The following is a 12,490-nucleotide window of genomic DNA, read 5'->3' on the forward strand; positions in this document are numbered from 1 at the left end:
CGACTGGGCCGAAGCCGTTCGAACGTGCTCGAATGGTCATCGTGAAGCGCTTGGAGCTGGCCCCGGACGACCTGCTGCGGCTGCGCTTCGCCCACTCGCCGATGGCCGAGGTCGTCACGAGCACGATGGCGCTGCGCTCCAATTCGTGGGAGCACGCCCGCTGGCGCGCCCGCGTCGCCGCCCGGGTCGGCGGCCTCGACGTCTTCTGGCGCGTCTTCGACCCGCCGACGGGTGCCGTCCCCGATTTCCTTTCGCCGGTACCGCAGACAGCCCGCCCGAGCCTGCGCGACGAGCTCGCCGCGATCGCCGCGACCCCGCCGGAGCGCGTCGCCGCCGAGCTCGACGCCGCCGGCGTGCCGTGCGTGGACCCGGCGGCGCTGCTGCCCCCGCTCATCGGCCAGATCCGGCGGTACTTCACGGTTGCGCTCGCCGACCTCTGGCCCCGGCTGCGCTCGCTCGCCGACGCCGAGATCGCCCACCGCACGGCCACCGCGGCGTTCCCCGGCCCGCGTGCCCTCCTCGACGACCTGCACCCGCGGCTGCGCTGGGACCCGGACGCGCTGCGGCTGGACTACCTCAAGGACGCCGAGTACCCGCCGTGGCACCTCGACGGCCATCCGCTGACGATCCTGCCGACGGCGTTCAGCGGCCGGCACGCCTGGATTCTGGAGTCCGGACCGGGGCGGGCGCTGTGGTACCCGCCCCGGTCCGTCGCGGCGCTGTTCGCCGCCGCCCCGCCCCCGTCGCAGCCCCTGGCGGCACTGCTCGGCGCGACCCGCGCCGCGGTCCTGACACTGCTGTCGACCCCGTCGAGCACCGGCGACGTGGCTTCACGGCTGGGTGTGGCGCCCGCGACGGCGTCGCACCACCTGACCGCGCTGCGCGACGCCGGGCTGATCGTCGCCGCCCGCAACGGCCGCCGCCTCGACTACCGCCGCACCGACCTCGGCGAGCGGCTCACTTCGCTCGGCTGAACACCTCGCGCAGCTTCTCGGCGAACTCTGCCGGGTACTCCAGGTAGCCGACGTGCTCGCCCGGGAACGTGACCGCCGTCGTGCCCAGGCGGTCGGCGAGCCCGCGGGCGGCCCGGGCCGGGAACTGCTCGCCGGACCGATCGCCGGCCGCGACCACCACCCTTCCGCGGACGGCTTCGAGGTCGGGTTCGACAGCGGTGTACCGCCGCAGCTCCTGCTCGACGAAGAACCCGGCGTTGCCGGCCAGCCGCCGCAGCAGCTCCCGCACCGGCTCCGGCAGCAGCTCCAGCGGGGGCGGCTCGCGATGCCCGAGCCCGGTGACCTCCCCGAAGTGCCGCATGGCGGCCTCGGCCCCGTCGCGGCGCAGCACCTCGACGACGTCGTCGAACCCCTTCCGGATCGTTTCACCGTCGCCCACCATCGCGGTCAGCGGCGGCTCGTGCGCGACCACGGCGCCGGCCTTGCCGGGGTGCCGCGCGACGAGCCCGAGCGCGATGATCCCGCCGGAGCTGCTGCCGAGCACGTCGGCGCGCCCTCCCCCGTGCTCGTCGATGAGCCGCGCGGCGTCCTCGACGTCGATGTCGTACCGGCGCGGGAGGTCGGCCTCGTCGATCGGGCTGCGGCTGAACCCTCTGCGGTCGTACGTGATGACGGTGCGCTCGCCGGCGAACTCCGCCGCGAGCCGCCCGAACGTGCCCGCGTCCCCGGCGCCGCCCGGAATGAGCAGCAGCGCGGGCCCTGACCCTTTCCCGAACACTTCGACATGCATGCAGATCGCCCCCAGTGTGATTTGGACGGATAAATCCGGCGCTGGCGCGCCAGATTTATCCGACATTTCGCTTATTTCCGACTTTAGATTAGGGCCAGATGTCTGTAGAGCCAGGTGTCTCAGTAGTCGGCCAGGTGGCGCAGCGCTTCCTCGAGCAGGGAGCGCAGCGGCACCGGCGGGTCCGCGTACAGCCAGCGATGCGATGCCACATCGCAGGCCGCCGCCACCGCGCCGCCGATCACGTCCGGGAGCAGGGACTCCGCAGGCAGGCCGAGACGGTCGCGGATCGCCGCGGACAGGGCCTCCTGCATCGCGGCGCGCACCCGCAGGTACTCGCCCTCGATCGCCGGGGTGGCCAGGACCAGGCGCAGTCCGGCGAACCAGACCCGGTCCGGGACGTGGTCGGGCACCGCGCCGCCGGAGAACTCGGCGAGGACCGTGGCCTCGATCGCCGCGCGCAGGGGCTCGTCCGCGGGGCGGGCCCGCAGCGCGGCGCCGGCGCGCTGGGCGCGGTCCAGGGCCAGGGCGCAGATCGCCTCGGCCTTGCTCGAGAAGTAGTTGTTGAACGTCCGCGGCGAGACGCCGACCTCGGCCGCGATGTCCTCGACCAGCACGCCGTCCAGGCCGCGCTCGACCGTCAGGCGCAGCGCGGCCAGGGCGAGCGCGTGGCGTGTCGCCTGTTTCTTGCGCTCGCGAAGCCCCGGTTCCATGACTCCAGCGTAGCAAAACGTGCGCGACCCGCAAGGTTTCGGAACGCGCAAAAACTTGAGCTCGCGGTGCAACGCGGCGCGCGTATCCGCTCGGCGACGCCTTCTCCGTGTGCGGCTCACAAGGCTGTGCCGCCGGACACGTTCGCAGCCGCCCTGCCGCGCCGTGGACGCGATCGGGTGGGCGAAGCGGCCGCCCTTCGGTCAGACTGATCGGATGACGGAAACGATCACCCGCGACGATGCGTACCTGTGGCTCGAGGACGTCGAGGGCGAGCGAGCGCTGGCCTGGGTCCGCGAGCGCAACGCCGAGACCACGGCGGCGCTGACCGGCAATGATCGCTTCACGCGGACCTACGACGGCATCCGGGCCGTCCTCGACGCCGACGACCGCATCCCGATGATCGCCTGGCACGGGCGGCGTGTGTACAACCTGTGGAAGGACGCCGCACACCCGCGCGGCCTGTGGCGGCGCACCACCCTCGAGGACTACCGCGGCGACGACCCCGCCTGGCAGACGGTGCTGGACCTCGACGCGCTCGCCGCCGCCGAGGACGAGAACTGGGTGTGGCAGGGCGTGACGTTCCTGCGCACCGGCCCGCTCGCCGGCGAGCGCCGCTGCCTGCTGTCGCTGTCGCGCGGCGGCGCCGACGCCGCCGTGGTGCGCGAGTTCGACCTCGACACCCTGGAGTTCGTCAAGGACGGCTTCGTGCTGCCCGAGGCCAAGAGCGACGTGAGCTGGATCGACGCCGACCGGCTCTTCGTCGGTACCGACACCGGCCCCGGATCCATGACGTCCTCCGGCTACCCGCGGCAGGTCCGCGTCTGGCAGCGCGGCACCGACGTCGCCGAGGCCCCGGTCATCTTCGAGGCCGCCCCCGAGGACGTCTCGGTCCGGGCCAGCAGCGACCCCAGCTCCGACACCGAGCGCGCCGTCATCCGCCGCTCGCTCGACTTCTTCCACGCCGAGCGGTATCTCTACACGGCCGGCGAGCTCGCCCGCATCGACGTCCCCGACGACGCCGGCGTGGACGTGCACCGCGAGTGGCTCCTCGTGCGGGTCCGCACCGACTGGGCGGTCGGCGACGTCACGCACCCCGCCGGCTCGCTCCTCGTGACCCGCCTCGACGACTTCCTGGCCGGCGACCGCACGCTCACGGTCCTGTTCACCCCCGACCCGCACACGTCGCTGAGCTACGCGGAGTGGACGCGGACCGGCCTGATCCTGGTCCTGCTCTCCGACGTGCAGAGCCGGCTGGAGCTGCTGTCACACTCCGGCGGCGAGTGGCACAAGACCGTACTCGGCAGCGAGCTGGGCCAGACCGACGTGTGGGACACCAACCCGGACGCCGACGAGCAGTACCTGCTGCTGTCCAGCGGCTTCACCCTCCCCCCGACGCTGCGCCACGGCGTGCTCGGCGGCGACGCGCCGGAGATCCTCAAGCAGGGCCCCGCGTACTTCCCGTCGGACGGCATCACCACCCGCCAGTTCTTCGCCACGTCGGCCGACGGCACCCAGGTCCCGTACTTCGTCGTCGGCCGCGAGGACGCCGCCCCCGCCCCGACGCTGCTGTCCGGCTACGGCGGCTTCGAGGTCTCCCGCGTCCCGTCGTACAACCCGATCATCGGCCGCGGCTGGCTCGCCGAGGGCGGCACCTACGTCGTGGCCAACATCCGCGGCGGCGGCGAGTACGGCCCGGCGTGGCACCGCTCGGCCCTGCGCGAGAACCGCCCCCGCGCCTACGAGGACTTCGCCGCGGTCGCCGCCGACCTGGTCGCGCGAGGCATCACGACCCGCGACCGCCTGGGCATCGAGGGCGGCTCCAACGGCGGCCTGCTCATGGGCGTGATGCTGACCCGCTACCCCGAGCTGTTCGGCGCGATCGTCTGCGCCGTCCCGCTGCTGGACATGCGCCGCTACCACCTGCTCCTGGCCGGCGCGTCCTGGATGGCCGAGTACGGCGACCCGGACGACCCCGCCGACTGGGCCTACCTGTCGCTGTTCTCCCCGTACCAGAACGTGCGCGACGGCGTCCCCTACCCGCCGACGCTCATCACCACGTCGACCCGCGACGACCGCGTCCACCCGGGGCACGCCCGCAAGATGGTCGCCCTGCTGCGCGAGCACGGCAAGGACGTCACGTACTACGAGAACATCGAGGGCGGGCACGGCGGCGCTGCGGACAACGCGCAGCTGGCGTTCAAGTGGGCGCTGGCGTTCGAGTTCCTGTGGCGGACGCTGTCTCCTTCCTCCTAGCGCAATCGTTCCTCCTAGCGCAGTCGCCGACTTCCTCGCCAACCCCGGCCGGCCCGGGGCCTGAACCCACGCTCGGCGACCGCGCAGATTCGCGCGGTGCTGGCGCGGTCGCGCGTGGCCGCCGGCGCGGTCGCGCGTGGCTGGCGGCGCGGGCGCGTGGCTGGCGGCGCGGGCGCGTGGCTGGCGGCGCGGGCGCGTGGCTGGCGCGGTCGCGCGTGGCTGGCGCCGTCGCGCCGGGTTCGCGCGGGCGCGTGCGAGTGGGCGGACGTGGTCGTTGTGGCCGTCGCCGATGGCCTGCGATGCGTCGGCCGAGGCGCGTCCCAAGTCGGCGAATGCGATGTCGTGCGGTGCGGGCCGGTTTCCTTACACCCTAGACCACCTCACCAAATCGCGACCGCCGTCGATCACCCGCCGTGAAATCCGGTCACGTACCGTGACGACGTGCTGGTCAGGCGATCGCCAGGCTGGGCTCCTCCGCTGCCACGCGGCGGCGCGTTGTGCGGCGGTAACGGTAGACCTGCACGGCGCCGAGCGCCCACAGCAGGTACTGCACGGCGAACGCCCACCGGAACGCGGACAGCGACGGGTGCTCGGCGCCCGGCGCGGTCTGGACCTCGAGGAGGACGCCGACGGCGACGATCAGCAGGATCGAGGCGACGAAGCCGCCGACGTTCACGATGCCGGTCGCGCCGCCGATGCGGTCGGCGGGGTTGAACGAGCGGGCGTAGTCGAAGCCGATCATCGAGCCGGGGCCGTTCACCGTCAGGACCAGGACCAGGATCGTGAGCAGCCACAGCGGGGCGCGGCCGGGCCACAGCAGGACGACCGTCCAGGCCAGGGCCGACGCGCCGACGATGGCGAGGACCAGGGTCGAGCGGTGGTACGGCAGGCGGCCGCAGAAGTGGCCGATCACCGGGCCCATCACCAGGCCGCCGACGGTGAGCAGCGACAGGAGCAGCGCCGCGGTGCCGGCGGGCAGGCCCTCGCCCTGTGTCAGGAACGGGTAGCCCCACAGCAGCGCGAACACCGAGCCCGAGAACTGCGTGACGAAGTGGGTCCACAGGCCGAGGCGGGTGCCGGGGTGGGCCCATGACGAGCGCAGGCCCAGCTCGCGACGGGCACCGGGCTCGGCGTCGGCGGGCTGGTCGCGCAACGTGGTGAGAACGAGCACTACCGCGGCGGCGCCGAAGACGGCGGCGCCGAGGAACGTGGGCGTCCAGCCGGCGTGCCGCAGGAGGAGCACCAGCGGTACCGCGGAGGAGAGCGCACCCAACTGTCCGACCATGCCCGTCAGCTGGACCATGAGCGGGTTGCTGCGGGGCGGGAACCACAGGGCGACGATGCGCAGCACGCTGATGAACGTCATCGCGTCGCCGACGCCGATGAGGACGCGGGCGGCGATGGCGGTGCCGATGTCGCCGGCGAAGGCGAAGACGAGCTGGCCCGCGAGCATCAGGATGCCGCCGGCGGCCAGGAGGCGGCGGGAGCCGAAGCGGTCCAGGAGCACGCCGACCGGGATCTGCATGCCGGCGTACACCGCCAGCTGTGCCACGGACAGCATCGACAGCAGCGCGGTGCCGACGCCGAGGCGGTCGGCGGCGGTCACGCCGGCCACGCCTAAGGAGGAGCGGTGGAAGACGGCGACGATGTAGGCGAGGAGCCCGACGCTCCACATGAGGTAGCGGCGCATAGCGGGCTTGACGTTATCGGTCCGGCGCGCGATATCGGGGTGACTGTGACGGCCCTCAACTGTGCGTTTGCAGACACCGCCTACGCTGTCGGGGTCTGCTTTGCCGTTTTGAGGACAGTCATGACCGACCTGACCGCCCTGACCGACCGGCCCATCGCGTGGGAGCACTCCGGCGACGGCGAGTTCCCGTACCGCGCCGAGGTGGACGGGCGAACGCTCACCGTGCGGGTCAACGACTTCCCGGCGGCGCCGCTGTACACGCTGATCGTGGACGGCGCGGAGCTCGCCGACCTCGACGACTGGCCGGCGTCGTGGCGGCGCCCGCCCGTGCCGAGCCACCTGCTGGACCTGGTGGCGCGGCCGGTGACCACGGACCTGCTGTGGGCGTGGACGCAGCGCATCTGCGGCGTGACGACGGAGCACGCGGCGGAGGTGGCGGCGCTGCTGGGGCTGCCGGCGCCGACGCAGGACGACTTCGGGCGGCTGTTCGTGCAGCCGAGCCCGCCGGGGACGGCGTGGCTGCAGCTGTTCATGAACGAGCGGGCGGGGCTGGGGTCGGTGGAGATCCGGTTCGCGGAGCCGGCGCTGACGCGGGCCGAGCTGGACGCGTGCTTCGGGCCGAGCCAGAACCTGCCGCGGGTGCACTGGGACTCGCCGCACGTGACGGCGCACCGGGTCACGGCGCCGGACGCGCCGCTGTCGTGCTCGCTGTTCGCGTCGTTCCACGAGGAGCCGGAGCCGTCGCGGCGCGCGTTCCAGGTGTCGCTGCGCCGCGACCACCCGTAAAGCCGCGACCACACATGACGACGCGACCACCTACAAAGATGCCGAACACCGCTACACGCCGCGCAGGGCGGCCTTGATCGGGGCGGTCTTCGCGGCCGCCTCGGCGACCTCCGCGGCGGGGTCGCTGTCCCACACGATGCCGCCGCCGGCCCACAGGTGCGCGCGGCCGCCGGCGACCGCGACGGTGCGGATGGTCAGGCCGAGGTCGATCTCGACGCGGCCGTCGGGGCCGTGGCCGATCCAGCCGCAGGCGCCCATGCTCGGGCCGCGACCGACGGGTTCGAGCCGCGTGGCGACGTCGATCGCGGCGAGCTTCGGCGCGCCGGTGACCGAGCCGCCGGGCCAGATCGCGCCGAGCAGGTCGGCGAGGCCGACGCCGGGCGCGAGCCGCGCGGACACCGTCGACTCGGCCTGCCACAGGCCGGACCAGCGGCGGATGGCGAAGAGCTCGTCGACGCGGACGGTGCCGGTCTCGGCGACGCGGCCGAGGTCGTTGCGCTCGAGGTCGACGATCATCACGTGCTCGGCGCGCTCCTTGGCGGAGGCGAGCAGGTCGGCGCGGCCCGCGGCGGTGGCCGGGCGGGTGCCCTTGATCGGACGGGTGACGACGCGGCCGCCGGCGACGGCGACGAGGGTCTCGGGCGAGGCGGTCGCCACCCACCAGCCGCGGCCGCGCAGGACGCCGCCGTATCGGGCGCCGGGCAGGGCGGCGACGCGGGCGAGCGCCGCGGCGGGGTCGCCGGTGAAGGGTGCGCTGGCGTGGCCGACGAGGTTCACGACGTAGACGTCGCCGCGGGCGATCGCGTCGCGCACCGAGTCGACCGCCGCGGCGTGCTCGGCCGGTTTCCAGCTCGGTGTCCAATATCCGACAGTCCCGCGACCGGCGGGCTCAGCGCCCCCGGCGGGTGAGCTCCGGGGGGCGTGCGAGTAGGCGATGGCCACCAGATCGGGTACGGCGGGTGAGGGCGTGGAAGTTACAGAGGGTGGCGCCAGGAGGACCGCGATGCCACAGGTGGACGGGTCAGTAACGCTAGGTGACCACGAGATGTCCTGCATCGGTACGCCGTGTGTCGAGGCGAACTCGGTCAGTAATCGAAGTGGGTCTCCACCGTCACCGGCGTACCATTCGAGCCGGGAGCGCTCCCAGATCCGTGTGCGACATGCGTCGGGTAGCCCGGGAGGGTGAAGATCCACAGTCCCGGGCCTGTACCCGACAACCGGCCCTAGTGTGCTCATACGAAGGGTGGATTATCCCCAAGTTGTGTCGTCACATGTTCGGAATAGTGTCGTTGGCCGTAGTAGCGTGCATCACTGGTCATGTGAACAACCACACAGGCCTCAACTGAATCTCTCAATCGGAGACCCCCGATGCTCTGCCAGCACCTGCCACCCTGCCCCACCGCTGCCGACTCCGACCGGGAGGCCGCCAAGACCACGGCGAGCCACCCGGAGCAGGGTTGGAGCCTTCTATGCAACGGTGTGATCGTCTTTGAGGACACCGGCGAGCTTCTTCCCGATTGCAGCGTGATTGAGCCGCACCGTGGCCCGGCTCCTCACACCCTCGTCAGCGCCGCATAACGTAACGCTGTGTAGTTATCCCGCCGTCACTCTTCGTAAGCCGAGGCCGGCGGGCACGCGCACACCAGGTTGCGGTCACCGTAGCTGTCGTCGATGCGGCGCACCGGCGGCCAGTACTTCGCCTCCCGGGCCGCGGCGCTCGGGAAGGCGGCGAGCGAACGCGAGTAGGCGTGCGCCCACTCGTCGGCGGTAACCACCGCGGCGGTGTGCGGCGCGTTCGCGAGCGGGTTGTCGCCCGCGGGCCACTCGCCCGCCGCGACCCGGTCGATCTCCCCCTTGATCGCGATCATCGCGTCGCAGAAGCGATCCAGCTCGCCCAGGTCCTCGCTCTCGGTCGGCTCGACCATGAGCGTGCCGGCGACCGGGAACGACATCGTCGGGGCGTGGAAGCCGTAGTCGATGAGCCGCTTCGCCACGTCGGCGACGGTCACGCCGCTGACCTTCGTGATCCCCCGCAGGTCCAGAATGCACTCGTGCGCGACGAGGTGCTCGGCGCCGCTGTACAGCACCGGGTAGTGCTCGCGCAGCCGCGCCGCCACGTAGTTGGCCGCCAGCACCGCGGTCGCCGTCGCCCGGCTCAGCCCCTCCGGGCCCATCAGCCGCAGGTACGCCCACGGGATCGGCAGGATGCCGGCGGAGCCCCACGGCGCGGCCGAGACCGGGCCGACCGGCGCGTCGGCGGCCAGGAACGGGTGCGACGGCAGGTACTTCGCCAGGTGCGCGCGCACCGCGACCGGCCCGACGCCGGGACCGCCGCCGCCGTGCGGGATGCAGAAGGTCTTGTGCAGGTTGAGGTGCGACACGTCGGCGCCGAACTTGCCGGGCTTGGCGTAGCCGAGCAGCGCGTTGAGGTTGGCGCCGTCGACGTAGACCTGACCGCCGGCCTCGTGCACCTTCGCGCACAGGTCGGAGATGGCGGTCTCGTACACGCCGTGCGTCGACGGGTACGTCACCATGATCGCGGCGAGCCGGTCCCGGTGCTGCTCGATCTTCTTCTCGAGGTCGCCGAGGTCGACGTTGCCGAGCTCATCGCAGGCGACGACGGCGACCCGCATGCCGGCCATGACGGCGCTGGCCGCGTTGGTGCCGTGTGCGCTGGACGGGATGAGGCACATGTCCCGCTCGGCGTCGCCGCGCTCGAGGTGGTAGGCGCGGATCGCGAGCAGGCCGGCGAGCTCACCCTGCGATCCGGCGTTGGGCTGCAGGCTCACCGCGTCGTAGCCGGTCACCTCGCCCAGCCAGCGCTCGAGGTCGCCGATCAGCCGACGGTAGCCCTGGGTCTGCGACGCCGGCGCGAACGGGTGCATGTTCGCGAACTCGGGCCAGGTGATCGGCTCCATCTCGGTGGTCGCGTTGAGCTTCATCGTGCAGGAGCCCAGCGGGATCATGCCCCGGTCGAGCGCGTAGTCCTTGTCGGAGAGCTTGCGCAGGTACCGCAGCATGGCGGTCTCCGACCGGTGGCTGGCGAACACCGGGTGGGTCAGGTACGCCGACGCGCGGCGCAGCCCGGCCGGCACGGCGTCGGTGGTGTCCAGCGCGGTCACGTCGGCGTGCGCCAGCCCGAACGCGGCGAGCACGTCGCGCAGGTGGCCGAACGTGGTCGTCTCGTCGCAGGCGATGCCGACCCGGTCGGCGTCGATGCGGCGCAGGTTGATCCCGCGGGCGGCGGCCGCCTCGACGACCTGGCCGGCCTGGCCGGGCACGACGGCGGTGACGGTGTCGAAGAACGCCAGGTGCTCGGTGGTGACCCCGCCGGAGCGCAGCCCGGCGGCGAGGCGCACCGCCATGTCGTGGGTGCGGGCGGCGATCTCGCGCAGCCCGTCCGGCCCGTGGTACACCGCGAACATGCTCGCGGTCACCGCGAGCAGCACCTGGGCGGTGCAGATGTTGCTCGTCGCCTTCTCGCGGCGGATGTGCTGCTCACGCGTCTGCAGGGCGAGCCGGTACGCCGGGGCGCCGCCCGCGTCCTTGGACACACCGACGAGCCGGCCGGGCAGCGTGCGCTCCAGCCCCTGGCGGACCGAGATGTAGCCGGCGTGCGGGCCGCCGAAGCCCATCGGCACGCCGAAGCGCTGCGCGCTGCCGACGGCGACGTCGGCGCCGATCGCGCCGGGCTCGCGCAGCAGGCACAGGGCGAGCAGGTCGGCGGCCACCGTGACGATCGCGCCCCGCTCGTGGGCCTGCGCGACGAGCGCCTCGTGGTCGCGCACCACGCCGGAGGCCCCCGGGTACTGCAGGTGCAGCCCGAAGAACTCCTCCGGCAGCTCCTCGACGGTGACGTCCACGACGCGCACCTCGAGGCCGAGCGGCTCCGCCCGGGTCCGGATGACGGCGAGGGTCTGCGGCAGCGTGTCGGCGTCCACGACGTACACGTCCGACTTCGCCTTCGACGAGCGCCGCGCGAGCGTCATCGCCTCCGCGGCGGCGGTGGCCTCGTCCAGCAGCGACGCGCCCGCGACCGGCAACCCGGTCAGGTCGGCGACCACGGTCTGGAAGTTCAGCAGCGCCTCGAGGCGGCCTTGGCTGATCTCCGGCTGGTAGGGCGTGTAGGCCGTGTACCACGACGGGTCCTCGAGCACGTTGCGCAGGATCACCGGCGGCGTGTGCGTGCCGTAGTACCCGAGACCGATCATCGACACGAGCGGCCGGTTGGCCGACGCCAGCGCGCGCAGCTCCGCGAGGACCTCCGCCTCGGACGCCGCCGGCGGCAGGTCGAGCGGCTGGTGCCAGCGGATCGAACCGGGGATCGCGGCGGTCATGAGGTCCTCGACCGACTCGTACCCGACGGTCTTGAGCATGCGGGCCTGCTCATCGGCGGAAGGGCCGATGTGCCGCGCGGCGAAACTCGTCATAGCCACACTCTCTGAGTCGCGGGATAGGGGCGATGCGCTCCTCCCCCTCTGTCGCAGACTCCAGAGGTGCCAACCCGACGCGGTCCTTTTGCCTGAGAGGTTCCGGGGAGGATTTGCCCCTTCGGCGCCACCGTCAGGTGCTGCAACGGTGGTCTCTCCCGCACGGGTATTGGCGGCGAAACCTACCCTACCAACTGTGCAGGACTTGACCATCGTGGCGAAGCACACGATCTACTCGGCAGTCGTCGGCTCCCGCGCCTACGGCCTGTCCGGCCCCGCCTCCGACACCGACCGCCGCGGCGTCTTCCAGGCCCCGACCAGCGACTTCTGGCGCCTGGACAAGCCGCCGACGCACGTGGAGGGCCCGCTGCCGGAGCAGTTCTCCTGGGAGGTGGAGCGCGCCTGCACCCTCGCCCTGGCCGCCAACCCGACCGTCTGGGAGTGCCTGTACTCCCCGCTGGTCGAGCACGTCACCGACGCCGGCCGCGCCCTGCTGGAGCTCCGCCCGGCGTTGCTTTCCCGCCGCGCCGCCCGCACCTACGGCGACTACGCCCGCGACCAGCTGGCGAAGCTGACCTCGACCCGCGCCCGCACCGGCGAGGTCCGCTGGAAGCAGGCGATGCACATGGCCCGCCTGCTGCGCGCCGGCGCCCACGTCCTGCGCACCGGCGAGGTCCTGGTCGACGTCAGCGCACACCGCGACGAGCTCCTGGCGATCCGGGCCGGCGACCTGACCTGGGAGCATTTCACCGCCTTGGCCGCGGACCTGGAGGCCGACCTGTCCGCCGCCGAGTCGGAAACGGTGCTCCCCAAGTCGCCGGACCGCGCCGCGGTGGAGCGCTTCCTGGTCTCCCTGCGCTCCGGCGCCGCTTTCGGC

The 12,490-nt window shown here is 72.7% G+C and carries 9 protein-coding genes, 1 pseudogene and 1 riboswitch; of the genes and pseudogenes, 5 read left to right on the plus strand and 5 right to left on the minus strand.

The genetic code is table 11. The features are described 5' to 3' along the window. The first annotated feature begins 41 nt into the window (after window positions 1-41). Window positions 42-974: an ArsR/SmtB family transcription factor gene (locus tag ABD901_RS23955; RefSeq protein ID WP_345129374.1), complete on the plus strand. Its 933-nt coding sequence runs from the start codon at window positions 42-44 to the stop codon at window positions 972-974. Here the strand turns inward: ABD901_RS23955 and ABD901_RS23960 are convergent. Together ABD901_RS23960 and ABD901_RS23965 are read right to left on the minus strand one after the other, a co-directional pair. Further along, a complete protein-coding gene (locus ABD901_RS23960; protein ID WP_345129375.1) occupies window positions 958-1,743 on the minus strand; it encodes an alpha/beta fold hydrolase in 786 nt (261 codons plus the stop codon). The two genes, ABD901_RS23955 and ABD901_RS23960, sit on opposite strands and share 17 nt — an antisense overlap. A 119-nt stretch (window positions 1,744-1,862) precedes the next feature. Further along, the gene (locus tag ABD901_RS23965) at window positions 1,863-2,453 is read right to left on the minus strand and encodes a TetR/AcrR family transcriptional regulator (RefSeq protein WP_345129376.1); all 591 of its coding nucleotides are present in this window, start codon (window positions 2,451-2,453) and stop codon (window positions 1,863-1,865) included. Between the two features lie 214 nt (window positions 2,454-2,667). Here ABD901_RS23965 and ABD901_RS23970 point away from each other — a divergent pair, with 214 nt between their 5' ends. Further along, window positions 2,668-4,707, plus strand: a complete 2,040-nt coding sequence (locus tag ABD901_RS23970; RefSeq protein WP_345129377.1) for a prolyl oligopeptidase family serine peptidase — start codon at window positions 2,668-2,670, stop codon at window positions 4,705-4,707. A 448-nt stretch (window positions 4,708-5,155) separates the two neighbouring features. Here ABD901_RS23970 and ABD901_RS23975 read toward each other — a convergent pair whose 3' ends face one another. Continuing rightward, on the minus strand, window positions 5,156-6,397 hold the full coding sequence (locus ABD901_RS23975) for an MFS transporter (protein ID WP_345129378.1): 1,242 nt from the start codon (window positions 6,395-6,397) through the stop codon (window positions 5,156-5,158). Window positions 6,398-6,517: 120 nt separating this feature from the next. Here ABD901_RS23975 and ABD901_RS23980 point away from each other — a divergent pair, with 120 nt between their 5' ends. Then, the gene (locus ABD901_RS23980; RefSeq protein WP_345129379.1) at window positions 6,518-7,183 is read left to right on the plus strand and encodes a hypothetical protein; all 666 of its coding nucleotides are present in this window, start codon (window positions 6,518-6,520) and stop codon (window positions 7,181-7,183) included. A gap of 51 nt (window positions 7,184-7,234) precedes the next feature. Here the strand turns inward: ABD901_RS23980 and ABD901_RS23985 are convergent, their stop codons facing one another. Then, complete coding sequence (locus ABD901_RS23985) at window positions 7,235-8,419, minus strand: chorismate-binding protein (RefSeq protein ID WP_345129380.1); 1,185 nt, start codon at window positions 8,417-8,419, stop codon at window positions 7,235-7,237. 132 nt (window positions 8,420-8,551) lie between these two features. On the opposite strand from ABD901_RS23985, the gene ABD901_RS23990 reads away from it, so the two are divergent. Then, window positions 8,552-8,761, plus strand: a complete 210-nt coding sequence (locus ABD901_RS23990) for a DUF5999 family protein (RefSeq protein ID WP_345129381.1) — start codon at window positions 8,552-8,554, stop codon at window positions 8,759-8,761. 26 nt (window positions 8,762-8,787) lie between these two features. On the opposite strand, the gene gcvP is transcribed toward ABD901_RS23990, so the two are convergent. Then, window positions 8,788-11,613, minus strand: a complete 2,826-nt coding sequence (gcvP, locus tag ABD901_RS23995; protein ID WP_425556714.1) for an aminomethyl-transferring glycine dehydrogenase — start codon at window positions 11,611-11,613, stop codon at window positions 8,788-8,790. Window positions 11,614-11,683: 70 nt separating this feature from the next. After that, a riboswitch (glycine riboswitch) is annotated at window positions 11,684-11,784 on the minus strand. Window positions 11,785-11,818: 34 nt separating this feature from the next. On the opposite strand from gcvP, the pseudogene ABD901_RS24000 reads away from it, so the two are divergent. Next, a pseudogene (locus ABD901_RS24000) lies at window positions 11,819-12,478 on the plus strand (nucleotidyltransferase domain-containing protein); the annotation flags it as partial. Window positions 12,479-12,490: the final 12 nt, after the last annotated feature.

This window comes from Dactylosporangium darangshiense (assembly GCF_039537565.1).
GTDB lineage: Bacteria > Actinomycetota > Actinomycetes > Mycobacteriales > Micromonosporaceae > Dactylosporangium > Dactylosporangium darangshiense.